This window comes from Vibrio sp. 2132-1, from assembly GCF_033344315.1.
The window spans coordinates 138824-164927 of the sequence record NZ_JAWPON010000003.1 but is presented as its reverse complement, the minus strand read 5'-3'; the positions used below and the strand labels follow the sequence as shown (position 1 = coordinate 164927).

The window sequence follows — 26104 nt, the reverse complement described above, 5'->3', positions numbered from 1 at the left end:
GTTATTGGTGTCACAAAACACGATAATATCAAGATCGGATTTTAAGAACGTAATAACTATGACCGAATATATTTTGTTGTTGGTCGGCACTGTGCTGGTGAACAACTTTGTACTGGTGAAGTTTTTGGGCCTATGTCCTTTCATGGGCGTGTCCAAAAAACTGGAAACAGCAATAGGTATGGGCTTAGCGACAACTTTTGTGCTAACGCTCGCGTCAGTGTGTGCGTATTTAGTGGAAAGCTACATCCTTCGTCCACTGGGTATTGAGTACCTTCGAACCATGAGTTTTATTTTGGTGATAGCCGTTGTGGTGCAGTTCACCGAAATGGTTGTGCACAAAACCAGCCCGACGCTTTATCGCTTGCTTGGCATTTTCTTACCGCTGATCACAACAAACTGCGCAGTATTGGGCGTGGCACTTCTTAACATTAATGAAAACCATAACTTTATTGAATCGATCATCTACGGCTTCGGCGCCGCTGTTGGTTTCTCATTGGTGTTGATACTTTTTGCATCCATGCGAGAGCGCATAGCCGCCGCCGACGTTCCTGTACCTTTTAAAGGTGCATCAATAGCAATGATTACAGCAGGTTTAATGTCACTCGCCTTTATGGGCTTTACAGGTTTGGTGAAGTAAGCGATGAGTACGATTTTAATTGCGATTATCGCGTTAGCGGTTCTGGCTGCGATTTTCGGCGCGATACTTGGTTTTGCTTCTATTCGCTTTAAAGTTGAAGCGGACCCTATTGTGGATCAAATCGACGCCATTTTACCGCAAACTCAATGCGGTCAATGTGGCTACCCTGGTTGCCGCCCTTATGCTGAAGCAATTGCAAATGGCGACCACATAAACAAATGTCCCCCTGGTGGTCAGGCAACAATCGAAAAGCTCGCCGACTTAATGGGTGTTGAGCCAGAAGAATCTGCGCACGATCTCGACAGCAAAATTCCAACCGTTGCGTTTATTCATGAAGACATGTGTATTGGCTGCACTAAGTGTATTCAGGCGTGTCCGGTGGATGCAATTGTAGGCGGAACAAAGGCGGTCCATACCGTAATCAAAGACGAATGTACGGGCTGTGACTTGTGTGTTGCCCCATGTCCGACTGATTGTATTGAAATGATTCCTGTGGCAACGACCACAGAAAGCTGGAAGTGGCAACTTCACTCCATTCCGGTACTTAACATTACGGATGCTGCCGACAATGCAGCGAACGTGAAAGATTCAATTAAGTAAGGTTTCACATGTTGTCTTTGATTGAACAAATTCGTACAGGCGCGCTTTGGGATTTCCCAGGTGGTGTGCATCCGGCAGAAAATAAAAAGCAGTCCAACAAAACTGAACTCGCTCATGCGGCTATCCCGTCAGAAATTGTATTGCCGCTAAAACAGCACATTGGTAAAGCGGGTAACCTACTGGTTGCCGAAGGTGACTACGTATTAAAAGGTCAGCCATTAACGCAATCGGAGACCGGCTTTACGGTTCCAGTGCATGCTCCAACATCCGGTACGCTCACCGCGATTGAGCCACGAACTGTCGCGCACCCTTCTGGGTTAAGTGAGTTGTGCGCAGTCATCACGCCTGATGGGAAAGATGCATGGTGTGAAAGAAACCCCGTCGCAGATTACCAACAAGAAACCCCTGACGCACTGATTGATATTATTCGTCTCGCTGGTATTTCTGGTATGGGTGGCGCAGGCTTCCCTACTGCAAAAAAAATCCAATCAGGTTTTGCTCGTACCGAGATTCTTATCGTTAATGCAGCAGAGTGCGAGCCATACATCACGTCTGATGACAAACTCATGCAAGAACATGCCGAAGAGCTTATTCAAGGTATCGAAATTGTCGAACATATCCTGACACCAAAGCTCACGATTATTGGCATTGAAGACAACAAACCAGAAGCAATCAAAGCGCTAGAAGCTGCGGCTATAAACAAAGATATCGTTATTCGCGTTATCCCAACTAAATACCCTTCTGGCGGTGAAAAACAGCTGATCAAAATTTTAACCAATAAAGAAGTGCCAAGTGGCGCGATTCCAGCCGATATTGGTATTTTGGTCCAGAATGTTGGTTCTCTTTACGCTATAAAACGCGCAGTCATCGACGGTGAGCCGATGATAAAACGCATCGTGACTCTCACTGGTAAAACCTTCAAACAACCACGCAACGTTTGGGCATTATTAGGGACACCAGTACAAGCACTGTTGGATGAGTTTGGCTATAAAGCAGATAAGAAGTTACAGCGTTTAATTATGGGTGGGCCAATGATGGGCTTTACCCTTCCTCACTCCCAAGTGCCGATTACCAAGACAGCAAACTGTATCCTTGCTCCGACTCGTCGTGAGATCTCTCCGCACCAGTATGAGATGGAATGTATTCGCTGTAGCCAATGTGCAGAAGCGTGCCCTGCTTCGCTGCTGCCTCAACAACTGCAATGGCATGCAAAAGCTGAAGAGTATGACAAACTCGAAGAATTAAACTTAAAGGATTGTATCGAGTGCGGCGCTTGTGCGTTTGTATGTCCAAGTGAAATTCCGCTCGTACAGTACTACCGCCAAGCGAAAGCAGAAATTAGAACTAGAACACAAGAAGCGGAAGCTGCAGAGCGAGCAAAACTGCGTTTTGAAGAGAAAAAAGCGCGTATGGAACGCGAAAAAGCAGAACGTGAAAATCGCTTCAAGAAAGCTGCCGATCAGCGCCGTAAAGAGATGAAGTCTTCTGGCGGCGATGATGCGATAGCAGCAGCAATCGCACGAGTGAAAGCTCAAAAGACAGAAACCACAGAAAAAACAGAGCCAGCAGTAAAACCAGCCGTAGCGGCAGCCATTGCCAAAGCGAAGGCGAAACAAGCGGCAGCAGCTAAAGCAGGCTCTAGTGAACCTGATAACTCAGAAATGGCAAAACTGCGCGAAGAACGCAAACGTCTTGCTCGCGAACGGAAAGCGCAAAAAGAACAAGGCGAAACGCCAGACAATAACGCTGATGATAAAAAGTCGGCAGTTGCGGCCGCCATCGCCCGAGCTAAAGCGAAAAAAGCACAACAAGAAGATTCAACTGAATCTGTAGAATCGGAAACGTCTACACAGCAAGACAGCGATCCGAAGAAAGCCGCGGTTGCTGCTGCCATTGCACGTGCCAAAGCACGTAAAGCGAAGCAAGCAGACTCAACTGAAGCGGAAGAAGCTGACGCACCTGCTGAGCAAACCGACGATCCGAAAAAAGCCGCAGTTGCCGCTGCAATTGCTCGAGCCAAAGCGCGCAAAGCTAAGCAAGCAGACTCAACCGAAGCGGAAGAAGCTGACGCACCTGCCGAGCAAACCGAAGATCCGAAAAAAGCCGCCGTGGCTGCTGCGATTGCACGTGCCAAAGCACGAAAAGCGAAGCAAGCAGACTCAATTGAAGCGGAAGAAGCCGAAGCACCTGCCGAGCAAACCGAAGATCCGAAAAAAGCCGCCGTGGCTGCCGCGATTGCACGTGCCAAAGCACGTAAAGCGAAACAAGCAGACTCAACTGAAGCGGAAGAAGCTAAAGCACCTGCTGAGCAAACCGACGATCCGAAGAAAGCCGCCGTGGCTGCTGCCATCGCTCGAGCCAAAGCGCGCAAAGCGAAGCAAGAAACGCAAACTGAGCCTGTTGAAGACGCAACTTCTGAAGAACCAGAAGTGGATCCGAAAAAAGCCGCCGTGGCAGCTGCCATTGCACGTGCCAAAGCGCGTAAAGCTAAGCAAGAAACGCAAACAGAGCCTGTTGAAGAAGCAGCTTCCGAAGAACCAGAAGAGGATCCGAAGAAAGCCGCGGTTGCCGCAGCAATTGCGCGCGCGAAGGCACGCAAAGCGCAACAAGAAGCTAATAAAAATAATACTGAGGAGAACGAGTAGTGTCGTTTTTTATTGCCAGTTCACCGCATACCCACAGTCGTCGTAGTACGCCAGACTTAATGAAATGGGTGGCACTTTGCGCACTTCCAGGTTTAGTAGCTCAAACCTACTTCTTTGGCTGGGGTACGCTTATTCAACTGATTTTTGCCATTGCAGTCGCTGTATCCCTTGAAGCCTTAGTCATGATCTGTCGTAAACGCTCACCAATGAGAGCGCTACGTGATAACAGTGCAATAGTTACCGCTTGGTTGTTAGCCGTTGCTATACCACCATGGTCTCCGTGGTGGATTATGGTGATCGGGCTTATTTTTGCGATAGTAATCGCTAAACACCTCTATGGTGGCCTTGGACAAAACTTATTCAACCCTGCAATGGTCGCTTATGTGGTCTTGTTGATCTCTTTCCCAGTACAAATGACGAGTTGGAGTGCACCGACATCACTCATACCTGATCATGTAAATTTTGCAGATACACTCTCTTTAATTTTTACGGGCTATGATTACGACGGCTTATCACTTCAGCAAGTTCGCTCAGGAGTTGACGGCGTGACAATGGCGACACCACTTGATGCATTTAAGACTGGCATTCTTACAGGTGCCACTCCAAGCGAAGTAATGTCGCAGCCAATATTTGATGGCTTAGGTGGTATTGGTTGGCAATGGGTAAACCTTGCTTACCTTCTTGGCGGCATAGTCATGATCAAAAAGCGTATCATCCAATGGTATATTCCAGCAGGTTTCCTTGCGAGTCTGACTCTGTTTAGCCTAGTGTTCACGTTGCTGACGCCAGGGGAAACTGCGTCGCCAATTTTACACTTGTTATCTGGTGCAACCATGCTTGGCGCATTCTTTATTGCAACCGATCCCGTTTCGGCGTCTACCACCGTCAAAGGACGTTTAATCTTCGGTGCGCTTATTGGTGCTTTGGTTTTTATCATTCGCAGTTGGGGCGGTTTCCCAGATGGTGTTGCATTTGCAGTGTTGCTTGCAAATATGTGTGTGCCACTGATCGATTACTACACCAAACCTAGAACTTACGGTCACTGAGGTAAACATGTTAACCGCTATTAGAAAAAATGGTCTGACACTCGCGATATTTGCATGTGCAACAACCGGATTAGTCGCCCTTACTCAGTACCTAACAAAAGACCAAATCAAGGTACAAGAGCAAAAACAATTACTTTCTGTTTTGAATCAAGTCATTCCAGAAAACATGCATGACAACGCACTCACGCAAGCTTGTACAATGGTCACGTCTCCAGATCTGGGGACATTACGTGCGATGCCAGCCTACCTCGCCACGAAGAATGGTGAACCAACAGCAATCGCAATAGAATCTATCGCGCCAGATGGCTACAATGGTGAGATAAAAGTGATTACTGGGATTGATAATCAGGGCAATATTTTGGGGACACGCGTCCTAAACCACCAAGAAACCCCTGGTCTGGGCGATAAAATCGATCTTCGTGTCACCGACTGGATCCTGAGCTTTACAGGAAAACAAGTCACGGAAAACAATTGGAATTCGTGGAAAGTTCGTAAAGATGGCGGCGATTTCGATCAATTTACTGGTGCAACGATCACGCCAAGAGCCGTCGTAAAAGTGGTGCGAAATACCGTTAACTACGTAAACCAATCTCGTGAAGACATTCTTAACCAGCCGTTAGGCTGTGAAGGAGAGCAGTAATGAATGAGAATAAATTACTGATGAAAAACGGTATGTGGAGTAACAACCCCGCTCTCGTACAACTGCTGGGCTTATGTCCACTGCTAGCGGTTTCTTCCACGATAACCAATGCCTTAGGTCTTGGTATTGCAACCTTACTCGTGCTAGTTGGATCCAACGTAACAGTTTCTCTTATTCGTAACTATGTGCCAAAAGAGATCCGTATACCTGTATTCGTTATGATCATTGCCTCACTCGTTACCTGCGTTCAGTTGTTAATGAATGCCTATGCGTACGGTTTGTACCTGTCTCTAGGTATCTTTATTCCTCTGATTGTAACGAACTGCATTATTATTGGCCGAGCAGAAGCTTACGCGTCAAAAAATGATGTTGCACCCGCTGCGCTAGATGGTTTGTGGATGGGCCTTGGTATGACGAGCGTCTTGGTTGTTTTAGGTGCCATGCGCGAATTAATTGGTAATGGCACACTATTCGACGGAGCAGACCTTCTCCTAGGAGACTGGGCTTCAGCTCTACGGATTCAAGTTTTCCAATTTGACAATAGCTTCCTGTTAGCGCTTCTCCCACCTGGTGCATTTATCGGTGTTGGGCTGTTGATAGCGCTCAAAAATGTCATAGATAATTCAATTCAGGCACGTCAACCAAAAGAAGAAAAACCAACCATAGAACGTGCTCGCGTCACTAACGCATAACAAGATAAGGCTCTGTCATAGGAGCCTTTTTCATAAACCGCAGAGACGGTATTGGAAGTCAGCAATGAACAAAATAAAAAGAATCGAAATTCTTGAGCGATTACGAGAAAACAATCCGAATCCTCAAACTGAGCTTAACTGGAGCTCCCCTTTTGAGCTGCTAATCGCTGTATTACTATCAGCTCAAGCAACCGATGTAAGCGTCAATAAAGCCACCGACAAGCTTTTCCCTGTAGCGAATACACCTCAAAGCATTCTTGATTTGGGAGTCGATGGCTTAAAAGAATACATAAAGACCATCGGTTTGTTTAACTCAAAGGCAGAAAACACAATCAAGACTTGTAAGATCTTGTTGGAAAAACACAATGGTGAAGTTCCTGAAGATCGTGCCGCGTTAGAAGCGCTACCAGGCGTAGGTCGCAAGACCGCAAACGTCGTGCTCAACACCGCTTTTGGTTGGCCAACTATTGCCGTCGATACGCACATTTATCGCGTGTCGAATCGCACTAAATTTGCGATGGGAAAAACGGTTGATGATGTCGAGCAGAAGCTATTAAAAGTTGTGCCAAAAGAATTCAAACTCGATGTGCACCACTGGCTCATTCTTCATGGTCGTTATACGTGCGTAGCAAGAAAGCCTCGCTGCGGTAGCTGCATTATCGAAGATTTGTGCGAATATAAAGAGAAAGTATACCCAGATAGCTAACGCTATTTGTAAATCAAAGCTAGGAGCAAAAAATGTCAAACGGTCGAATTCTCCACACTATGCTTCGCGTAGGTGATCTAGACAAATCCATCAAGTTTTACACTGAAGTTATGGGCATGCAGCTGCTTCGTACTAACGAAAATAAAGAGTACGAATACACGCTAGCGTTTCTTGGTTATGGTGACGAATCCCAAGGTGCAGTGATCGAACTGACTTACAACTGGGGTAAAACTGAGTATGACTTAGGTACCGCTTTTGGTCATATCGCCATTGGTGTTGATGATATCTACACAACTTGCGACGCTATCAAAGCGGCGGGCGGTAATGTGACGCGTGAGCCAGGTCCAGTAAAAGGCGGAAGCACGCACATTGCATTCGTAAAAGACCCAGATGGTTACATGATTGAGCTTATTCAAAACAAGCAAGCTTCAGCAGGTCTTGAAGGCTAAGCGGCACTTCTAATAATCACTTGTACTGCAAGTTGAACTCCGATTACAGGCAGGTCTGCGATCTGCCTGTCCTTTTATAAACAAAACTCTTTACTTGATAATAGTTATCGTTTAGATTTATCCGCAACTTCGATATGCGGGATTACGATAATGATCAGTGAATGGGAAAAACACACACTTCTAGCCGATACGGCACTTCAACTAGATGACCCTGTTCGCAGCATTCTTCATTACCAGCAAGCCCTAAGCCTGAGTGAAGATATCAGCGAATGTGTGGAAATTGAGGCGGACGAGCGATTATTAATTTCTGTGATTTCTTGTCATAACTTAGCTCAGTTCTGGCGTTGGGCTGGAGATACTGACTATGAACTCAAATACCTTCAACTGGCCTCTGAGAAAGTCTTAACACTTATCCCACAATGCCCAAATAAAGAGTGTGCAAGCTTTATCGACTCGATAGGATGCTGTACTAAGGCGTTGATAGACTTTATGAAGCGTCACCCTAATCCGGCTATTGCCAAACAGGTTGAAAAAATAGATACCGCAACCAATTGCGAAGTCATTGCCAAATTCCGCTTAAACTAACATTCAAATTATACAGCAAGAATCACCGAAAGGTGCTTGGCAAAATACCACTAAAATATTATTAACAACGTCAGTAAATCAAAAACGCCGAAGCTTTCAGCTTCGGCGTTTTTATATGCATCACACTTGGGTTCGCCCTAGAGATATCACGACTCGGCGGTTTTTGTCTTTTCCTATTGGCGAACCGTTATCTGCAATAGGACGACGCTTGCCGTACCCTTGCACTTGAATTCGATCTTCCGGTAGCCCTAGAGACTGAAAGTAATCACGAAGTGACTCTGCACGTCGCTCTGATAAACTTTGACTCGCACTTTTACCATCGGTTGAATCTGTGTACGTCGCCACCAGCACGAGATCGATATCTTGATTATGTCGGATATAATCTGCAATTTGTGATAAACGCTTTTTAGAAGCCTTGGTTAACTGATCACCTTGTCTTTCGTAGTGCAAAATCGTAAAAGCAATGTCCTCGAAACTGTATTTCAATAAGTTGGAAATACAGTCGCTAAACGCGTTGTACTTGTTTTGAAATAGTACTGATGACAATGCGACTTCAATTCTCTGATCTCGGCTCTGCCAATCTTGGTAACTAAAAGTCGGATAACGGCCTTTTTCCAGCTCAGACAAAATGCCCCATGCTGTTTGCCCTCCGACATAACCATCAAACTGTTTAAAAAACTTTAGGTTTGTAATTCGATCGGCGTGTTCACCTGGTCGCCAAGGTGGCGGCATAGAAATGAGACTGACGTTACGTGTTTCTCCCATCGGGCGACGCATTTTTAACTCAAAGTCTAAATTGATTTTTTTATTCGCACGAGATGAAAATACCGCATCTCCAAAGCTTGGAATGGGGTGTACAAGCTGACATTCTAATGGTGTATTGACCACCATTTCCCATTGAGATTGCTGTGGAGTTGCAGCATAACGTTTGCCCATCAAAGCGAAGCTGCTTGTGCTAAACAACGAAAATACAACACCACTGGTAATCAGCCATTTCTTCATCTAATACTGTCTCTTAAACGGCAGTCTGTTGCCGTCAATTTGCATCAATAAAACCACTTCAACCGGCATGCAAAAATCTCGCCAATATAGGGTTATCTGTCACACTGCCATTAATGTGAGCCACCGTGTTCCAATCACCTTAACCGCCACTTAGCGTTTTACTTACTCATGTTTTATCGGTTTACATGATGCAAAGTATGGCGAATAAACGTCTACATAATATGCAATACAAACTTATTGATTGGATGCAAAATAGAATTCCGGTTTTCTCTTAAATTGCGGTTTTTCTCATCGGTATAATCTGCAATAATGCAGCCTTCGTCACACAAAAATAAGCCAACATGACACTAGAAAATGAAGCTCTAACCTTGAAAAAACGCTTTCGTGGTTATTTCCCTGTGGTAGTAGACGTTGAGACCGCTGGTTTCAATGCTCAAACTGATGCACTTTTAGAAATCTGTGCCGTTACGTTGAAAATGGACGAACATGGCGTGTTGCATCCGGCCTCCACCATTCATTTTCATGTGGAACCATTTGAAGGCGCTAACTTAGAAAAAGAAGCGCTTGAATTCAATGGTATTCGTGACCCTTTCAGCCCTCTTCGTGGTGCTGTTTCTGAGCAAGAGGCGCTAAAGGAAATTTATAAGCTTATTCGAAAGGAACAAAAAGCCGCAGATTGCTCACGTGCAATTATGGTTGCTCATAACGCAGCATTCGACTTGGGTTTTGTAAATGCAGCAAATGAACGCTGTAAACTAAAAAGAGTCCCTTTTCATCCCTTTGCTACTTTTGATACGGCTACATTAAGTGGCCTTGCTTATGGCCAAACAGTTCTCGCTAAAGCATGCAAAACAGCCGGGATGGAATTTGATAACCGTGAAGCACACTCTGCGCTTTACGATACACAAAAAACAGCAGAATTATTCTGCGGTATTGTCAACAAATGGAAGGCCCTCGGCGGTTGGCCGCTTGTCGACGAAGAATAATAAGTAAACACAACATATTAGGAAAAGTATGAATCCTGTCGTTATATCAGTGTGCGTCATGCTCGTGTTAGCATTGATGCGCGTAAACGTGGTGGTTGCCCTCACGTTTAGTGCCATCGTAGGCGGCCTAGTCGCAGGCATGAGCCTTGGGGATACGGTTGCCGCATTTGAAAGTGGTCTAGGTGGCGGTGCAACTATCGCGCTAAGCTACGCCATGTTAGGTACTTTCGCTGTTGCCATCTCGAAATCAGGCATCACGGATCTACTGGCCAAAAGTGTTATCAAGCGCTTAAATGGTAAAGAAAACTCGGCGTCAACTACCGGGTTAAAGTACGCGGTGTTAGTCGCGCTCGTTCTTGTCACTATGTCATCTCAAAACGTAATTCCGGTCCATATCGCCTTTATTCCAATTTTGATTCCACCTCTTTTGGGCGTATTTGCGAAACTTAAGCTCGATCGACGTTTGGTCGCGTGTGTTCTTACCTTCGGTTTGATCACACCTTACATGATCTTGCCTGTTGGTTTCGGCGGTATTTTCTTAAACAACATTCTATTAAAGAACCTACATGACAACGGTTTGGAGAATGTGATTGCAAGCCAAGTCCCAACCGCCATGTTACTGCCAGGTGCAGGGATGCTGTTTGGTCTATTACTGGCTATCTTTGTGAGCTATCGTAAACCGCGTGTCTACAAAGAAACTGAGTTGACTGTCGTTGACGAAACCGATCACGTCATTAATAAAAAGCACATCTTAGTTGCGGCACTTGGTATTGTCGCTGCTTTGGGTGTTCAGCTTTACACGGGTTCAATGATTATCGGTGCTCTAGCTGGCTTTATGGTGTTCACTTTCGGCGGCGTTATTGCATGGAAAGAGACGCACGACGTGTTCACTAAAGGTGTACACATGATGGCAATGATTGGCTTCATCATGATCGCAGCGGCAGGTTTTGCAGCAGTAATGAAGCAAACTGGCGGTGTTGAAACACTAGTACAATCGCTATCAACCAGCATCGGTGACAATAAGCCTCTAGCTGCACTACTGATGCTGATCGTTGGTCTATTAGTAACAATGGGCATTGGTTCATCGTTCTCTACGATTCCAATCCTTGCAACTATCTATGTGCCTCTTGCGCTAGCATTCGGTTTCTCGCCGATGGCAACGATTGCCCTGGTAGGTACTGCAGCTGCGTTAGGTGATGCAGGCTCTCCAGCTTCTGACTCTACATTAGGCCCTACATCTGGTCTAAATGCCGACGGTCAACATGAGCACATTTGGGAAACAGTCGTTCCAACCTTTATCCATTACAATATCCCTCTAATCATCTTTGGTTGGATTGCAGCAATGGTGCTTTAATACTATTGTTTGGATGGATATACATTAGTTACGAAAAAGCCGCTCAATGAGCGGCTTTTTGTTATTCATAACTGTGGTTATTGCGCTGGCATATTGTCAATAATACGCTCACGAATCAGCTTCAAGGTTGGTTCTGTCGACAGGTAATCGACGGCAATCGGAAAATAAGCGTCGTTAATTTTTAGAACCAAGCTAGGGTAAGAGTTCACACCTAGGCTCTTTGCAAGGCTCAATTGATCTTCGAACACACCTTCTAAGAAAGAGCCATCCATGTCATTCTTGAATTGCTGAACATTCAAGCCAATTTCTCTCGCTAATTGCAAGTGAGTGGCTTCTTCATGAGGAGGCATCGCACGTAAGTAATACGCATGCTGAATCGCTTCTAGCATCTGCTCATAAGAGTCTTGAAAGCCCGCTGCAATAACCGCACGACAAGATTGGTAAGTGCTTCTAACTGGCGTACAAAGCTTCCAGAAATCGTAGTTAAACTTAGTGCCTAACTGGCGCTCAATCTGCTTCCAAATACCTTCGAGTTTTTGTTGCATCTCGGGCGGCATCGGTAAATTAGTATCTGGCGCAAGACCACCAACCACATACTCAAACTGAATCACACCTGGCAGTTGCTGTTTTAGTTTATCCAGCGTTGGTTTGTAACCCCAACACCAACTGCACATTGGGTCATGCACGTAGTAAAGCTTTATATCCACTTTAATAATTAAACCTTTAAAATCATTTCAAAATCTCAGAGTAATTATACAGTCTCATAAGTTGAAAAACTGCTGTATCTTAATAATTCGCTCTAAAGCCAGTCTATACGAGGCGTGTTAAGTTTCATTGTAGATCTTAGGTTAGATAAACAAGTCTGTCAGCTGAGAACTCTAGCCCACCTAGCTCATTTTGTTCGCACAAACTCTTAAAATGTTCAGTACAATACAGAAAGCTCGCTCCTAGCATCTTTGACTTGAAAACAACCTTTTCTGCAACGTCGCTTTCATTAAATACTAACACCTCTACACCTGCTAAGCTGCCATATTCAATTTTTTGGACGCACTTATCTTCATCTTCTTGCCCAAACTCCAACGGTGTATACAGGTACCATTCCTCTCCTTTATAACGAATCGATAAGAACTCGCCTACTTTGCTCAATGGCTCTTTTAAAGATGCATAAGCTTTAGGGGAAAGCACTAAGAAAACCCGTAACCATAAACTGATATCAGGAAGTAATGAGTCTTTCTTGAGAACATCTTCAAACTCAATATCTACTTCACCCCATATACTTTTGAAAGAAAAGTTTTCTAATGGCTGCACAACGATTTTTTCTATTAAATCAATGTCACCTAACTGCCTAGCTACAGAACTAAGCGTAGTGCTCACGATTTTATATTCATTGTGACAGTCGAAAATTTTATAAACCGTCATTAATCTATCAACTCCTCATGTTTTACTACCAGGTGCTACCTATGGGTAAGTTACTTTTCAAATCATTCTTCATGAAGGAAACAGGCCTAAAAAAGCTGCGTTTTAGAGGAGAAAGCTAATTTTCTCGTCGACCATTACAGTGCTTCCAAACCCCAGTATCAGAGAAATAGTATTTTCATATTAATAAAAATCACTAATTAAATGGGTCTGTCAAATTAGAAGAAAACATGATGCCATTGAGCTGATTTTGTTCACACAAAGCCTTAAACTTATCTGTACAGTACAAGGTGCCCGCTCCTTCTAGCCGAGACTTGAAAACCATTTTGTCTTTAACATCATCGTCAATAAAAACAAGGGTATCTAACCCATCTCGGCTCCCATATGCGATTTTTTCTACGCACTTTCTCTTGTTTTCTTGTCCAAAAGTCAGTGATGCATATAAATACCATTGCCCACCTTGGTAGTTAGCAGGTAAAAACTCTCCGTGTTCAGTTAGATAAGCATTCAATATTTCATATGCCCTCGGAGATAAAACAAGATATGTTCGCGCCCACAAACTAATATCAGGCAATAGAGAATTGTACTTAAATACATCTTGAAACTTTACCTCCACAGGCTTCCAAATATCTTGCAGAGATTGATTTTTAATTGCCTGTAACAAGATCCTCTCAAAATAGTCGAAGTCACCTAACTGGCTAGCGATTTCATCGGGACCAGAGCAGATCGTTTGAAATTCTCTTAAATTATCTATTATCTTGTAAACTGTCATAATCCTTCCAAAACTTGATTTTTAGCGTCCAATGCCGATTTATGATGGGGCTTACTCTTCGAGTGCATTTTGTACCGAAATAAGTTGGCCTCAAAATTCTGGGGGACTCAAATTGCCTTTAGTGTAATTCCTTAACCAAATACCATTTGTAGCAACTCCCTTGTCAAGACCTGTAAGCAATGATGTTTGAAAACGACTTTACGAAATAGATGGCGGCATACATCGTAATTACGCGCCAAAATGCATTAAAATGCATATTGAAGTTTTTGTATACACTAGGCGGAATTTACATGGCTTCGCGAGGTTTACGAGATAGGCAGTCAGAACAAAGCTTTATGTTCATTCCACTAACCTAAAAAGAAAAAGGAGCCAGTACGGCTCCTTCGTATTCTATCGCTAAATGTGAGTATTTACGAATTACTCAGCTTGATCTTCAGCGCGCGCTGCTGCTTCTTTGATTAGAGGCTGCAGTTCACCTTTTTGGAACATTTCTAGAATAATGTCACAACCGCCGATAAGCTCACCTTCAACCCATAGTTGAGGGAAAGTTGGCCATTGCGCGTACTTTGGTAACTCAGCACGGATATCTGGGTTTTGCAGAATGTCTACGTAAGCGAACTTCTCACCACATGCCATTAGTGCCTGTGACGCTTGAGAAGAGAAACCACAGCTAGGTAGTTTCGGTGATCCTTTCATGTACAGCAGGATTGAGTTTTCAGAGATCTGCTGTTTGATTTTGTCGATAGTTTCCATCGCTTCCTCATTCATGGGTTTGAACTTTATTTATTTGCCACATTCTACTCAATAACGACAGAATAAAAACCATATAATTAATAAGGCTTAATTTTAGGTTGCTCATTGGCGAGCAATGCAGCACTTCACCACTGCTAACCTCTTAAAATATTTTCATATCGGGGTTTTAATAAAGTAAAAACTTGCTAAAATACTTAGCAAGTCAGCCTTAAAGGCGACATAGCTATAAAAAAACACTGGAAGCAATCGAAAGGTCATCCTTTCAAATCAATGGAGAATCGAGTAATGGCATTTGAACTACCAGCTCTTCCTTACGCGAAAGACGCACTAGAACCACACATCTCAGCAGAGACTCTAGACTACCACCACGGTAAGCACCACAACACTTACGTTGTTAAGCTTAACGGTCTTATCCCTGGTACTGAGTTCGAAGGCAAAACTCTAGAAGAGATCATCAAGACTTCTACTGGTGGCGTATTCAACAACGCAGCGCAAATCTGGAACCACACGTTCTACTGGCACTGTCTTGCTCCAAATGCGGGCGGCGAGCCAACTGGCGCAGTTGCAGACGCAATCAACGCAGCATTCGGTTCTTTTGAAGAATTCAAAGCGAAGTTTACTGATTCAGCAATCAACAACTTCGGTTCTTCATGGACTTGGCTTGTTAAGAAAGCTGATGGCTCTCTAGAGATCGTTAACACTTCTAACGCTGCTACTCCTCTAACAGAAGAAGGTACAACACCACTTCTAACTGTTGACCTATGGGAACACGCGTACTACATCGATTACCGCAACGTACGTCCTGATTACATGAACGGCTTCTGGGCTCTAGTAAACTGGGACTTCGTAGCTGAGAACCTAGCGAAGTAATATACTTCCCCCCCTAAGTTCAATTTAGTCTTATTCAAAAGCTCGCTATTTAGCGGGCTTTTTTGTTTCGCCTTCCCTAGCACCTTTAAATAATTCCCTCTTTTACTAAAGTTTTTCGTATCCACGCCGTTAAAAGAGCATCGAGCGAGGAACATCATGCAAATTCATACGTTAGACAAAGCTGCAATTATCAACGAAATTCAGTTCGGCAACGGTATCAACCATGCTGTTCACGAAGGTCGTCGTGCCGATTTTTCGCTGATTCTGTCTATGTTCTCTAATGATGTTCGCGATGTGGTCCCAGTTGAAGAGGTCCAGGAAGTCATCACCAGTGACAGTATTCTTCGCCAACAATTGGGTTTATCGCAACCTCAAGCTCTTCGTTCTGATAGCAGCAGCTATGAACTCGCAGCTGAACAAGCGAAACAGTTTCACGATGCAGGATTGCCTTCCGCAAAGCTGAGCCATTACCTAAAACCAGATGCGCTGACTTACCTGCCTGAAGACACATTCAACCTACCAGAGGAGGTTTATCACAACCTATCTGGTCATGAGCGACGCAGATTGGGCGAACGCAACAAACAACTGATCCCAGATGCTGGGCTATATAATCAGCTAGTGACGGCTCAACGTCAGCATCAAATTCAAGCTAAAGCATAGAGATCCGCTTTTTATCCAATAGCTTGCAATACCTACACGTCAGAAATGTGACATCTTACAAATTACCGCACAATAGTCCTCACTCGAAAGCGTTAGTTTGAAGCCTTTCACACTGAACCCAACGAATTTCAACCATGCTATTAGCACAAACCACTGGTGTATTGTTTTTCACATATGGATACAGTGAAGGTGCTATGGATATCAAAGAATCAATTATTCTCGTCACGTCTGCAGGTTCGGTTATAGGAAGAACCTGTGCAAATCACTTTGCTCACCTTGGAGCAACGTTGATTCTTTGTGACCAAAATTCTAGCGCTTTGAGAGCGAGCTATGAGCAAATCAACGCTTTCACTGACAAAGTGTATGCGATGAATGTGTGTAGTGATAACACAACGTCCATTAACTTATTGTTTGACCAGATAGAATCACAGCTACGTGCGACACCAGATGTGATTGTTAATTGCTGGACCAGCTCCCCTATGCCTGGCTTAATGGCGCCAGAACCAATGAGTACTTACATTGATCACTTGTCGTCTGCGGCACGCTTCCTTTATACCTACGGCCAAGTAGGAGCAGAGCGCTTTCGAGCCAGAAACAAGAAAGGCGTCATTGTTAACGTCATTTCTCATGACAACCATGAAGACTTTACGGGAGTTGAAAGCATGGCGGCGTTGGTGTCAGGTTTTACTCACAGCTGGGCAAAAGAACTCACACCATTCAACATTCGAGTGGGCGGCGTTATTCCCTCGGTAAATCATACAAAAGAAGAGCTCAACGAGAGGCACTGGGCTGAGATCCAAGACGAACTAGTCCGCAACACAGCATACATCGTCGCGAATGAATACTTCAGTGGCCGAGTAGTTGCGACCGAAGTGTAAGCATACACAGCAACTCTGTTTTCCCAAGCCAGATGTAACTCCTGCACCAAAATAAAAAAAGCCCCAGTCATTTGACTGGGGCTTTAACCTTTTCCCGATTAAGGTTTCGTGCTAGCGAAAACCTTGCTCACTCGATTTTTTAATTACGCGTCAGCTTTTTCTTTCTTTGCTTTAGGTGCTGCTTTTGCTGCTTCTTGGTCTGCTTTCTTCTTGATAACAGTTGTACCTTCGAAAGTTTCGCCTTCAACAAATGCTTTACCGTAGTAAGAAGCCATCAACACATCTTTAAGTTCACTGATTAGAGGGTAACGTGGGTTCGCACCAGTACATTGGTCATCGAACGCTTCTACCGCTAGCTCATCCAGTTTCGCTACGAAATCTGATTCAGCAACACCTGCCGCTTGGATAGACATTGGGATGTCTAGGTTAACTTTTAGTTCATCCAACCATGCTAGTAGACGTTCAATCTTCTGAGCAGTACGGTCACCTTCTTGGCTTAGGCCTAGGTGGTCAGCAACTTCAGCGTAACGACGACGTGCTTGTGGACGGTCGTATTGAGAGAACGCAGTTTGTTTAGTTGGATTGTCGTTCGCGTTGTAACGTACCACGTTAGAGATAAGTAGTGCGTTAGCTAGGCCGTGTGGCAAGTGGAACTCAGCACCCAGTTTGTGAGCCATTGAGTGACAAACACCTAGGAATGCGTTCGCAAATGCAACACCAGCGATAGTAGCTGCGTTGTGTACTTTCTCACGAGCGATTGGGTCATTTGCACCGTTCGCATAGCTTGATGGTAGGTACTCTTTTAGCATCTTAAGTGCTTGAAGAGCTTGGCCATCTGAGTATTCGTTAGCAAGAACAGAAACGTAAGCTTCTAGAGCGTGAGTTACTGCATCGTAACCACCAAATGCTGTTAGAGACTTAGGCATGTTCATTACTAGATTCGCATCAACGATTGCCATGTTTGGCGTGATTTCGTAGTCAGCTAGTGGGTATTTAGCACCAGTCTTGTCGTCAGTAACAACCGCGAATGGAGTAACTTCTGAACCAGTACCTGAAGTTGTAGTGATACATACAAGCTCAGCTTTTTTACCCATTTTAGGGAACTTGTAGATACGTTTACGGATGTCCATAAAGCGCATTGCTAGTTCTTCAAAGTGAGTTTCTGGGTGCTCGTACATTACCCACATGATTTTCGCTGCATCCATTGGTGAACCACCGCCTAGCGCTAGGATAACGTCAGGTTGGTAGCTAGCCATTTGAGCCGCACCTTTCTCTACTACAGACAGTGTTGGGTCAGCTTCAACATCGAAGAATGTTTGAACTTCCATGCCTTGAGCTTTTAGTAGGCTTACTACGTCATCTGCGTAACCGTTGTTGAATAGGAAACGGTCAGTTACTAGGAATGCACGTTTCTTACCTTCTAGGTCGCCCAGCGCGATTGGAAGGCTACCACGACGGAAGTAGATTGACTTAGGTAGTTTATGCCACAACATGTTTTCAGCTCGCTTCGCTACAGTTTTCTTGTTGATTAGGTGTTTAGGACCTACGTTCTCAGAGATAGAGTTACCACCCCAAGAACCACAACCTAGCGTTAGAGATGGCGCAACGTTGAAGTTGTACAAGTCACCGATACCGCCGTGAGTAGTCGGGATGTTGATTAGGATACGAGCTGTCTTCATCTTGTCACCGAAGTAACGGATACGGTCAGCGTTAGTATCTTGGTTAGTGTAAAGACCAGATGTGTGGCCGATACCACCAATCTCAACCATAGTTACCGCTTGAGCAACCGCGTCTTCGAAGTTGTCAGCACGGAATAGACCTAGAGTTGGAGATAGTTTCTCGTGAGCGAATGCGTCATCGTGAGATACTTTGCCCAGACCTTCACCAACAAGAACTTTAGTGTCTGCTGGAACTTTAACGCCTGCCATTTCAGCGATTGCTGCTGCTGGCTGACCTACGATTTTCGCGTTTAGCGCGCCATCGATAAGAAGCACTTTACGAACTTTATCAGCTTCTGCTTTGCTTAGTACGTAAGCTTTGTGAGAAGCAAAACGCTCTTTCACTTCGTCGTATACTTCGTCAACTACGATTGCAGCCTGCTCAGAAGCACATACTACACCGTTGTCGAAAGTCTTAGACATAAGGATAGAAGCAACAGCACGTTTGATGTCTGCTGTTTCATCGATAACAACAGGAACGTTACCTGCACCTACACCGATTGCTGGCTTACCAGAAGAGTAAGCGGCTTTAACCATGCCTGGACCACCAGTTGCAAGGATAAGAGCGATGTCATCGTGTTTCATTAGAGCGTTTGAAAGCTCAACAGAAGGCTGGTCGATCCAACCGATGATGTCTTTTGGTGCGCCTGCTGCTACTGCTGCATCTAGAACGAGTTTAGCTGCATCGTTAGTTGAGTTTTTCGCACGTGGGTGTGGTGAGAAGATGATACCGTTACGAGTCTTCAAAGAGATTAGAGATTTGAAGATCGCTGTAGAAGTTGGGTTAGTCGTTGGTACGATACCGCAGATGATGCCTACAGGCTCAGCGATAGTCATAGTACCTAGGTTGTCATCTTCTTCTAAGATGCCACACGTTTGTTCGTCTTTGTATTTGTTGTAGATAAACTCAGAAGCGAAGTGGTTCTTGATTACTTTATCTTCAACAATACCCATACCAGATTCTTCTACCGCTTGTTGAGCTAGCGGGATACGGGCCTGGTTAGCTGCAAGCGATGCTGCACGAAAGATTTTATCTACTTGCTCTTGAGAGTAAGTAGCGAACTCTTCTTGCGCTTTCTTAACGCGAGCAACCATTGCATCTAGTTCAGCCATATTAGTTACAGGCATAGGGAATCTCCTAAAATTAACAAATATTAAAAACTTTTTACTAAGGCTATTACTTATCGTTTTTACTGTTTATCAGTCACTTAGAAAACAAACGTCTTAGTAAATTGCTTTCAGGACTGAGTATAATATTTCAGAGTGTGAAAAAAATTGACTTGGATCAGTTCTCACCACCTAAATACTACCAAAGTGGTGCCTCATCACACCAAAATGACATAAATAATTGATAAACAAATAAATTAACTTTCATTTTTTATTGAGTAAAAAAGAAGCAAATGGACAAATAAATAAAAGAAACTACAACAACCTGTAAAAAAGTTTCATTTTTGACCAACAAAATTACATGTAGGACCAATTCTTTGTGCTACTGAGAGTATATCGAACCGAATACATCTCTCTACAAACCACCTTGGTTTTTATCAAAAATGTGCGAATGTTAACGTTTATGTAAAACAGTGCAATTTATCAGCAACTTTATACGTAACATTTCCTTTCCAGATTAGATACAGTTTATTAAAGAATTAGTTTTTCTCACTTAAATGGCAGGGAATGCGTTAGTTTTTTTCATTTCTTACAACCTAACTTTTGCCTTACATTACGCCCAAATTACCCCTTCTCCTTTTCACTAATGTGAACTTTGATGAGTAAGCAACATGCAAACTTTTGAACTTGCTATCTTCTTGCAGTTTTTTCTCGGTTTGGTCGCCGCAGTAAACCCTGTTGGTATCATGCCTGTGTTTGTGTCACTAACCGGGCATATGACACCAGACGAAAAGCGCAATACGGCAACAACAGCAAATGTGGCTGTTGCGATCATCCTGATCATTTCGCTTTTTGCTGGTCAGTTACTGTTAGACATGTTCAGTATTTCTCTGGATTCGTTTCGTGTCGCTGGCGGGTTGCTATTACTTAGCATCGCATTCTCGATGATGAGCGGTAAACTGGGGGAAGATAAGCAGAACAAACAAGAGAAAACGGAATACGTCAGTCGTGAACAGATTGGTGTGGTCCCTCTTGCAATGCCTTTAATGGCAGGGCCTGGTGCAATCAGTTCGACTATTGTTTATGGTGCACGCTACCCAAGCATGTTCGATACCGTGGGCATTAGTATTACGATTGGTTTGTTCTGCCTTTGTTCATGGCTATTGTTCCGCTCTGCCCCATTGATCGTACGATTTTTAGGTCAAACTGGAATCAACGTCATTACTCGTATCATGGGTTTGATATTGGGCGCGCTTGGCATAGAGTTTATTGCGAATGGCTTACGCAACTTATTTCCAGGATTAGCCTGAGTTTCTATAAAATTGTATGATAGAGCGATTCAACAATGGATCGCTTTGTCATGACGACTGACTCTCTTAAACATACTCTATATGTCACCATTTTTGGTACTCATACCAAAGCTGGTAAAACGTTCGATATTGCTCTCATTATCGCGATCATCAGCTCGTTAATCGTACTGGTGTTAGATTCGATACCCTCCGTTCGGGCCGAGTGGGAAAAAGAGCTGAAGTTTATTGAATACACATTTACTGGCCTATTCACGATTGAATACCTTCTAAGGCTTTATTGCTCTCCTAAACCTGCCGCCTACGCAAAGAGTTTTTATGGTGTCGTCGATTTACTTGCGATTTTGCCCACTTATTTAGCACTCTTCTTCCCATCCGCTTCGTTTATGGGTGTGATCAGGGCGCTGCGAGTGATGCGAATATTCCGCATACTCAAGTTAGTCCGATACCTCCAAGAGTCCAATATCCTCTTACGTTCACTGCTTATGGCGCGCAGAAAGATTTTTATCTTCTTTAGCTCCGTCGCCATTATGGTAACGATTTTCGGCTCATTGATTTTTATCATTGAAGGACCTGAAAACGGATTTACTAGCATTCCTAAAAGTATTTATTGGGCGATCGTGACCATCACAACGGTTGGGTATGGTGACTTGGTCCCTCAAACAGACCTAGGTAAAGGGCTTGCATCACTCACCATGTTACTGGGTTATTCCATTTTGGCGGTACCTACAGGTATTTTCACTGCCGAACTGCACCAAGAGATGCAATCGCACAAAGTATTGGTGAAATGCCCAAACTGCTCCCACGCAGGGCACGACTCTGACGCAATTTACTGTAAACATTGTGGTAGTGAACTAGCCGATCCAGACAAAAGAGTCGTTCGAACGGAAGACGACGCATGAAAAAAGAGCTCCCTACGGAGCTCTTTTATTTTGTCATCAAATAAAGGATTGATGTGATTATGCTTTCTCAGACAGAATAATTCTCAGAGTACGACGCAATGGCTCCGCAGCACCCCAAAGCAGTTGGTCACCAACAGTGAAAGCATTTAGGAAATCATCACCCATTGCCATCTTACGTAGACGACCCACTGGTACAGACATTGTGCCCGTAACTTTTGCCGGTGTTAGCTCTTGAGCAGTGATGTCACGGTCGTTAGGAATCACTTTCACCCAATCGTTATGAGTGGCGATGATTTCTTCGATTTCGTCCATTGGTACATTTTGTTTAAGCTTGATAGTAAGTGCTTGAGAGTGACAACGCATCGCGCCAATACGCACACAAGTACCGTCAATTGGGACAGGTGAACTTTGAGAGCCCAAAATTTTATTCGCCTCGGCGCCCGCTTTCCACTCTTCTTTACTCTGACCATTATCGCGCTTCACATCGATCCATGGGATCAACGAACCAGCTAGTGGCACACCGAATTTATCGGTAGGGAAAGAGCCGCTGCGCATTGTATCCGCGACTTTCTTATCGATATCTAGGATAGAGCTTGATGGGTTTGCAAGTTCAGAGCTAACAGAGTCATTGATAACGCCCATTTGCGAGATCAATTCACGCATATTTTGCGCACCAGCACCAGATGCGGCTTGGTAAGTCATTGCGCTTGTCCACTCAACAAGGCCTTTCTCAAATAGACCACCTAGCCCCATTAGCATTAAACTAACCGTACAGTTACCACCGACAAATGTGTTCGTGCCACCGTGGATGCCTTGTTGGATTTGCTTTAAGTTCACAGGATCAAGTGTGATGATCGAATCTTCAGCCATACGTAGCGTAGAGGCCGCGTCAATCCAGTAGCCTTTCCAACCAGCCTGACGAAGTGCAGGGAACACTTTTTCTGTGTAGCTACCACCTTGACAGGTGATTACCGCATCAAGCTGTTTTAAGCTTTCAATATCATATGCGTCTTGCAGTAAGCCTGCGTCTTTTCCTAAGTTAGGAGCAGGAATACCAACTTGAGAAGTACTGTAGAATACTGGTTCGATTAGGTCGAAGTCTTTCTCTTCAACCATACGCTGCATAAGGACTGAACCAACCATACCGCGCCAACCAACTAAACCAACTCTCATCGTATTAACTCTCCATGTATTAAAAAACCTACCCCATAGTTAATTTTTCACAGCAAAATCTCAACCCCTATTTTGTAAATAAGCGCGTTTTTTAACCTTTTCCTCTGAAAAACCGGGTTACACGAGATTTTTTAGTGTTTGGTTTGCGGTTTTAACCATTTTTCAAGTAGGGAAAGCACTTTAGTCCCCTAATTGGTCTTACCACTCAATGAGAAAATAACACATGAAGCACAATAATTTCACATTACACAACATTTAAAACCAAAAAAGTTAAAACAAACTAACAGTTAATTTCACAAGCAAACGTTTTTACCGACGAACATCAAGATAAAACACCAAATGTTCGAAATATAATTTTTGTTAATGTATGTTATGCGCGATTACAACAAGGAGCGCCTTCCTCTATTGCTCCAAGATTGACAGAGGCACATATGAAGCAAGTTACACCACGCCTACCAAGCTTGATACAGGTATTTATCTCGCTCGGTTTATTTCTCCTGCTGGCATTTTCGTTCACAGCCAAGCTAGACCTACCGATTCAGCTAGCGCTATACATCGGTTGGTTCATTGTCATGATATTGGGCATAAAGCTTGGCCATCAGTATAAAGATCTGGAAAAAGCAGCACTAAATGGCATTTCCAATGGACTTGGAGCCGTTTTAATCCTTTTGGCCGTTGGCGCGCTTGTAGGTACTTGGATCTCTGGTGGTATTGTTCCAACCATTATTTACTACGGCCTTAAAGCAATCCACCCTTCCATCTTTTTGCTCGCGACCATGATCATCTGTTCATTGACTGCGCTAGCGACTGGCACGTCTTGGGGTGCGGCTGGCACGGCAGGTATTGCAATGATGGGTATCGGTCAAGGTCTTGGTGTTCCTGCGCCAATCACTGCAGGTGCCGTACTTTCAGGCTGTTACTTTGGTGACAAAATGTCGCCTCTATCGGATTCAGTAATCCTTGCTTCATCTATGTCTAACGTTGAAGTGATGGAACATATTAAAGGCATGTTGCCGATAGCACTCATTAGCTACATTATTACAGGCATTATGTTTACTGCATTTGGCTTCCACTACGCAGGTCAAGTTGACATGAGCCAGGTAGACTCTGTCATTAAAGCGATGGAACAGCAGTTCTACATCACCCCTTACTCATTTGTTCCTGTGATCATCGTATTGTCACTTCTAGCGATGCGTATGCCTTCATTCCCAGTGATCAGTTTTGGTTCTCTGCTAGGTATTATTTGGGCAGTGATGATCCAAGATGTCGATTTCCTAACCGCGTTCAACACGGCTTGGGCTCCGTTTGCAATCTCATCTGGCGTAGATTTCATTGACTCAATCCTTAACCGTGGCGGCATGTCTTCAATGCTTGGGTCGGTAGCGGTTATCGTATTCGGCCTTGGTTTTGGCGGTCTACTAGATAAAGTAGGCGTGCTAGAGACTATCGCGAAGCTGTTTGAAAAACGCGTTCAAAGTGCAGGTTCATTGGCAACAAGCACAATTGGTACGGCCTTTATGGGCAACGTATTTGGTTCAGCGATGTACGTTTCACTTATTCTGACCCCAAAAATCTGTGCGAAGAACTATGACCGTCTAGGCTACAAACGTAAGAATTTGTCTCGTAACGCAGAATTTGGCGGCACGCTAACCTCAGGTATGGTCCCTTGGAGTGACAACGGTATCTACATGGCCAGTATTTTGGGTGTTGCTACACTGTCTTATGCCCCGTTCATGTGGCTGAGTTTTGTATGTATCATCGTAACGATCTTCACTTCTTACATGGGTTGGTTTGTTGATAAGTGCGAACCAACAGCAGAAGCAGTTGAAGAAGCTGAAGGCGAATTAAAGCAGCAAACCGCTTAACTTCGCAGAGATAGGAAGAACCTCTCTTCCGAATTCAATACTAAAAAAGAGCGCTTTAAAGCGCTCTTTTTTTATTTCCAAAACAAATCGTTAGCTTTGTTTGACTGGCGTTTTCACGGCTGAACGCTTCCCAAACCAATAGCCCAAGCCAAGCGGTGCAAAGAATATAACGGCAATGAACAGAATAAAGTAGATGATGGTACTTTTGACAAGTTCAATCAGCTTAGTCATTGCGAGATTCACAACCTCTTGCGACACTCGATCCATATCTTGAGCAAACTTCTCGCGCTCATGGGTAATGATCTGTGCGATTTATTGGCGCTCTCTGGCAACCATCAGCTCTATAGCTTGGCGTTCTTCACCCAACTGAGATAAACGCGCCTCCGTCCTTTGATCGATATCGTCAACCAAAGGTTGTAACTCCAGCGCCATTTGTTCTGCCAAATAACGCATGTACTCTGGGTTGTTATCGATAAAATCCCTCATCGAATCAGCGGTAACTTGCAAACTATTGAGCGCCGCATTGACTTTTTCGATACTGGCAGAGCTATTCAAGGCCAACAACTGCGCTTTCCACGTCATAATTTTTGGTGTCTGTTCTGATACCAGACTTAGACGATCAGAGACATCCCCAAGTGCTTCTGGCATCGTGCCTAGCGTTGTAACGGCTTCCTCTTCGCTAATTTGGTTTGCATCTAACCACCTACGGTAAGCCGGAGTCCTAATCATGCTTAAATCAGCGAATGGATGCTGCTTGGCGAACTCTGCAACAAACGTTTGTGTCTTGATGTATGCTTCTTTCTTCAATAAAGATTGAGCCAGTTTATCTACCTCTTTCGCTAAATAAACGGAAACTAACTTGGCCTCATCAGACGCAAAGAGCTCATTACCAGAAGCGGTAGTAAAGAACTGTTCCATTTGCAGCGTGAAAGTCCATGTATCAATCAGTGCAGCCATTGGGGACACTTGATACGCAGAAGCTTGGATGCCTTCTTCAGCATTTATCTTCCAAAGTAAAATATAAGATTGATGAACTTTATCATGAGGATCATATTGTTCGTGTAGTGCATCTGCTGCTTGCTCAACCTGAGCAAAAAACTGCTGCGCATACTCACGAGTCAAAAGACGCATATTGAGCTCTTGTTTGGTAAGAGGGACGGTTTGACTCTCGATCTTGACTTCGAGCAGGGAGCACCCTGAAAGCATCATAACCAGCCCTATCAACATCATTGAAGACATTCGGCGAACGGACATGAAAACACCTTTAACAAATTGTATAGAACAGGAATAAAGCGAACTAAGTCATATAGTTCGAGCCTTTATTACCTCAACTCTTATGAC

The 26104-nt window shown here is 44.1% G+C and carries 24 protein-coding genes and 1 pseudogene; 17 read left to right on the top strand and 8 right to left on the bottom strand.

Translation table 11 applies throughout. The features are described 5' to 3' along the window. Window positions 1–58 precede the first annotated feature (58 nt). The 9 genes from rsxA (at window position 59) to R8N47_RS04190 (ending at window position 8000) form a co-directional block, all read left to right on the top strand. The gene (gene rsxA, locus R8N47_RS04230; RefSeq protein ID WP_042523119.1) at window positions 59–637 is read left to right on the top strand and encodes an electron transport complex subunit RsxA; all 579 of its coding nucleotides are present in this window, start codon (window positions 59–61) and stop codon (window positions 635–637) included. Window positions 638–640: 3 nt separating this feature from the next. Next, entirely contained in the window at window positions 641–1237 is a 597-nt protein-coding gene (gene rsxB / locus R8N47_RS04225; RefSeq protein WP_005380760.1) for an electron transport complex subunit RsxB, read from the top strand. Between the two features lie 8 nt (window positions 1238–1245). Beyond that, on the top strand, window positions 1246–3882 hold the full coding sequence (rsxC, locus tag R8N47_RS04220; RefSeq protein ID WP_064354192.1) for an electron transport complex subunit RsxC: 2637 nt from the start codon (window positions 1246–1248) through the stop codon (window positions 3880–3882). Next, window positions 3882–4928 carry an electron transport complex subunit RsxD gene (gene rsxD, locus R8N47_RS04215; protein ID WP_005380749.1) on the top strand — a complete coding sequence of 349 codons (1047 nt, stop codon included), beginning with the start codon at window positions 3882–3884 and terminating at the stop codon, window positions 4926–4928. The genes rsxC and rsxD overlap by 1 nt, the downstream gene beginning before the upstream one ends. 7 nt (window positions 4929–4935) lie before the next feature. Further along, on the top strand, window positions 4936–5568 hold the full coding sequence (rsxG, locus tag R8N47_RS04210) for an electron transport complex subunit RsxG (RefSeq protein WP_047103464.1): 633 nt from the start codon (window positions 4936–4938) through the stop codon (window positions 5566–5568). Continuing rightward, window positions 5568–6260, top strand: coding sequence for an electron transport complex subunit E (locus R8N47_RS04205; RefSeq protein ID WP_005380745.1), 693 nt, complete (start codon window positions 5568–5570; stop codon window positions 6258–6260). Before rsxG ends, R8N47_RS04205 begins: the two co-directional genes overlap by 1 nt. 64 nt (window positions 6261–6324) lie before the next feature. After that, window positions 6325–6966, top strand: a complete 642-nt coding sequence (gene nth / locus R8N47_RS04200; RefSeq protein ID WP_005380743.1) for an endonuclease III — start codon at window positions 6325–6327, stop codon at window positions 6964–6966. 32 nt (window positions 6967–6998) lie between these two features. After that, on the top strand, window positions 6999–7415 hold the full coding sequence (gloA, locus tag R8N47_RS04195) for a lactoylglutathione lyase (RefSeq protein ID WP_005380739.1): 417 nt from the start codon (window positions 6999–7001) through the stop codon (window positions 7413–7415). 150 nt (window positions 7416–7565) lie between these two features. Further along, on the top strand, window positions 7566–8000 hold the full coding sequence (locus tag R8N47_RS04190) for a DUF2753 domain-containing protein (RefSeq protein WP_005384886.1): 435 nt from the start codon (window positions 7566–7568) through the stop codon (window positions 7998–8000). Window positions 8001–8120: 120 nt separating this feature from the next. Here R8N47_RS04190 and motY read toward each other — a convergent pair whose 3' ends face one another. After that, complete coding sequence (gene motY, locus R8N47_RS04185; RefSeq protein WP_005384887.1) at window positions 8121–9002, bottom strand: flagellar protein MotY; 882 nt, start codon at window positions 9000–9002, stop codon at window positions 8121–8123. Between the two features lie 341 nt (window positions 9003–9343). Here motY and rnt point away from each other — a divergent pair, with 341 nt between their 5' ends. Beyond that, window positions 9344–9988 (top strand): ribonuclease T, encoded by a 645-nt coding sequence (rnt, locus tag R8N47_RS04180; protein WP_005384888.1) that lies wholly within the window; start codon window positions 9344–9346, stop codon window positions 9986–9988. Between the two features lie 28 nt (window positions 9989–10016). Beyond that, window positions 10017–11342 carry a Na+/H+ antiporter family protein gene (locus tag R8N47_RS04175; RefSeq protein WP_005384889.1) on the top strand — a complete coding sequence of 442 codons (1326 nt, stop codon included), beginning with the start codon at window positions 10017–10019 and terminating at the stop codon, window positions 11340–11342. 77 nt (window positions 11343–11419) lie between these two features. Here the strand turns inward: R8N47_RS04175 and R8N47_RS04170 are convergent, their stop codons facing one another. From R8N47_RS04170 to R8N47_RS04155, 4 genes are all read right to left on the bottom strand, one after another. After that, on the bottom strand, window positions 11420–12049 hold the full coding sequence (locus R8N47_RS04170; protein WP_064354203.1) for a DsbA family protein: 630 nt from the start codon (window positions 12047–12049) through the stop codon (window positions 11420–11422). Between the two features lie 136 nt (window positions 12050–12185). Beyond that, entirely contained in the window at window positions 12186–12761 is a 576-nt protein-coding gene (locus R8N47_RS04165) for a hypothetical protein (RefSeq protein WP_064354204.1), read from the bottom strand. A gap of 193 nt (window positions 12762–12954) precedes the next feature. Continuing rightward, window positions 12955–13530: a hypothetical protein gene (locus R8N47_RS04160; RefSeq protein WP_053349607.1), complete on the bottom strand. Its 576-nt coding sequence runs from the start codon at window positions 13528–13530 to the stop codon at window positions 12955–12957. A gap of 417 nt (window positions 13531–13947) precedes the next feature. Then, the gene (locus R8N47_RS04155; RefSeq protein WP_017635833.1) at window positions 13948–14283 is read right to left on the bottom strand and encodes a Grx4 family monothiol glutaredoxin; all 336 of its coding nucleotides are present in this window, start codon (window positions 14281–14283) and stop codon (window positions 13948–13950) included. A 285-nt stretch (window positions 14284–14568) separates the two neighbouring features. On the opposite strand from R8N47_RS04155, the gene sodB reads away from it, so the two are divergent. From sodB to R8N47_RS04140, 3 genes are all read left to right on the top strand, one after another. Then, on the top strand, window positions 14569–15153 hold the full coding sequence (gene sodB / locus R8N47_RS04150; RefSeq protein WP_005396533.1) for a superoxide dismutase [Fe]: 585 nt from the start codon (window positions 14569–14571) through the stop codon (window positions 15151–15153). A 156-nt stretch (window positions 15154–15309) separates the two neighbouring features. Next, window positions 15310–15813, top strand: coding sequence for a VC2046/SO_2500 family protein (locus tag R8N47_RS04145; RefSeq protein ID WP_064354205.1), 504 nt, complete (start codon window positions 15310–15312; stop codon window positions 15811–15813). A 134-nt stretch (window positions 15814–15947) separates the two neighbouring features. Next, window positions 15948–16691, top strand: a complete 744-nt coding sequence (locus R8N47_RS04140) for an SDR family oxidoreductase (RefSeq protein ID WP_064354206.1) — start codon at window positions 15948–15950, stop codon at window positions 16689–16691. Window positions 16692–16834: 143 nt separating this feature from the next. On the opposite strand, the gene adhE is transcribed toward R8N47_RS04140, so the two are convergent. Continuing rightward, window positions 16835–19537 carry a bifunctional acetaldehyde-CoA/alcohol dehydrogenase gene (gene adhE / locus R8N47_RS04135; protein WP_005380731.1) on the bottom strand — a complete coding sequence of 901 codons (2703 nt, stop codon included), beginning with the start codon at window positions 19535–19537 and terminating at the stop codon, window positions 16835–16837. A 650-nt stretch (window positions 19538–20187) separates the two neighbouring features. On the opposite strand from adhE, the gene R8N47_RS04130 reads away from it, so the two are divergent. Continuing rightward, the gene (locus R8N47_RS04130) at window positions 20188–20826 is read left to right on the top strand and encodes a YchE family NAAT transporter (RefSeq protein WP_005380729.1); all 639 of its coding nucleotides are present in this window, start codon (window positions 20188–20190) and stop codon (window positions 20824–20826) included. 35 nt (window positions 20827–20861) lie between these two features. Continuing rightward, on the top strand, window positions 20862–21725 hold the full coding sequence (locus tag R8N47_RS04125) for an ion transporter (protein ID WP_005380728.1): 864 nt from the start codon (window positions 20862–20864) through the stop codon (window positions 21723–21725). Between the two features lie 57 nt (window positions 21726–21782). Here the strand turns inward: R8N47_RS04125 and asd are convergent, their stop codons facing one another. Further along, entirely contained in the window at window positions 21783–22898 is a 1116-nt protein-coding gene (gene asd, locus R8N47_RS04120; RefSeq protein WP_005380727.1) for an aspartate-semialdehyde dehydrogenase, read from the bottom strand. A 431-nt stretch (window positions 22899–23329) separates the two neighbouring features. On the opposite strand from asd, the gene nhaC reads away from it, so the two are divergent. Then, a complete protein-coding gene (nhaC, locus tag R8N47_RS04115) occupies window positions 23330–24763 on the top strand; it encodes a Na+/H+ antiporter NhaC (protein WP_005380726.1) in 1434 nt (477 codons plus the stop codon). Window positions 24764–24853: 90 nt separating this feature from the next. Here nhaC and R8N47_RS04110 read toward each other — a convergent pair. After that, a pseudogene (locus tag R8N47_RS04110) lies at window positions 24854–26017 on the bottom strand (chemotaxis protein). Between the last annotated feature and the right edge of the window lie 87 nt (window positions 26018–26104).

Coding starts and splice junctions, on each gene's coding strand:
- rsxA (WP_042523119.1), top strand. CDS start 59: ATGACCGAATATATTTTGTTGTTGGTCGGCACTGTGCTGGTGAACAAC.
- rsxB (WP_005380760.1), top strand. CDS start 641: ATGAGTACGATTTTAATTGCGATTATCGCGTTAGCGGTTCTGGCTGCG.
- rsxC (WP_064354192.1), top strand. CDS start 1,246: ATGTTGTCTTTGATTGAACAAATTCGTACAGGCGCGCTTTGGGATTTC.
- rsxG (WP_047103464.1), top strand. CDS start 4,936: ATGTTAACCGCTATTAGAAAAAATGGTCTGACACTCGCGATATTTGCA.
- R8N47_RS04205 (WP_005380745.1), top strand. CDS start 5,568: ATGAATGAGAATAAATTACTGATGAAAAACGGTATGTGGAGTAACAAC.
- nth (WP_005380743.1), top strand. CDS start 6,325: ATGAACAAAATAAAAAGAATCGAAATTCTTGAGCGATTACGAGAAAAC.
- gloA (WP_005380739.1), top strand. CDS start 6,999: ATGTCAAACGGTCGAATTCTCCACACTATGCTTCGCGTAGGTGATCTA.
- R8N47_RS04190 (WP_005384886.1), top strand. CDS start 7,566: ATGATCAGTGAATGGGAAAAACACACACTTCTAGCCGATACGGCACTT.
- motY (WP_005384887.1), bottom strand. CDS start 9,002: ATGAAGAAATGGCTGATTACCAGTGGTGTTGTATTTTCGTTGTTTAGC.
- rnt (WP_005384888.1), top strand. CDS start 9,344: ATGACACTAGAAAATGAAGCTCTAACCTTGAAAAAACGCTTTCGTGGT.
- R8N47_RS04175 (WP_005384889.1), top strand. CDS start 10,017: ATGAATCCTGTCGTTATATCAGTGTGCGTCATGCTCGTGTTAGCATTG.
- R8N47_RS04165 (WP_064354204.1), bottom strand. CDS start 12,761: ATGACGGTTTATAAAATTTTCGACTGTCACAATGAATATAAAATCGTG.
- R8N47_RS04160 (WP_053349607.1), bottom strand. CDS start 13,530: ATGACAGTTTACAAGATAATAGATAATTTAAGAGAATTTCAAACGATC.
- R8N47_RS04155 (WP_017635833.1), bottom strand. CDS start 14,283: ATGGAAACTATCGACAAAATCAAACAGCAGATCTCTGAAAACTCAATC.
- sodB (WP_005396533.1), top strand. CDS start 14,569: ATGGCATTTGAACTACCAGCTCTTCCTTACGCGAAAGACGCACTAGAA.
- R8N47_RS04145 (WP_064354205.1), top strand. CDS start 15,310: ATGCAAATTCATACGTTAGACAAAGCTGCAATTATCAACGAAATTCAG.
- R8N47_RS04140 (WP_064354206.1), top strand. CDS start 15,948: ATGCTATTAGCACAAACCACTGGTGTATTGTTTTTCACATATGGATAC.
- adhE (WP_005380731.1), bottom strand. CDS start 19,537: ATGCCTGTAACTAATATGGCTGAACTAGATGCAATGGTTGCTCGCGTT.
- R8N47_RS04130 (WP_005380729.1), top strand. CDS start 20,188: ATGCAAACTTTTGAACTTGCTATCTTCTTGCAGTTTTTTCTCGGTTTG.
- R8N47_RS04125 (WP_005380728.1), top strand. CDS start 20,862: ATGGATCGCTTTGTCATGACGACTGACTCTCTTAAACATACTCTATAT.
- asd (WP_005380727.1), bottom strand. CDS start 22,898: ATGAGAGTTGGTTTAGTTGGTTGGCGCGGTATGGTTGGTTCAGTCCTT.
- nhaC (WP_005380726.1), top strand. CDS start 23,330: ATGAAGCAAGTTACACCACGCCTACCAAGCTTGATACAGGTATTTATC.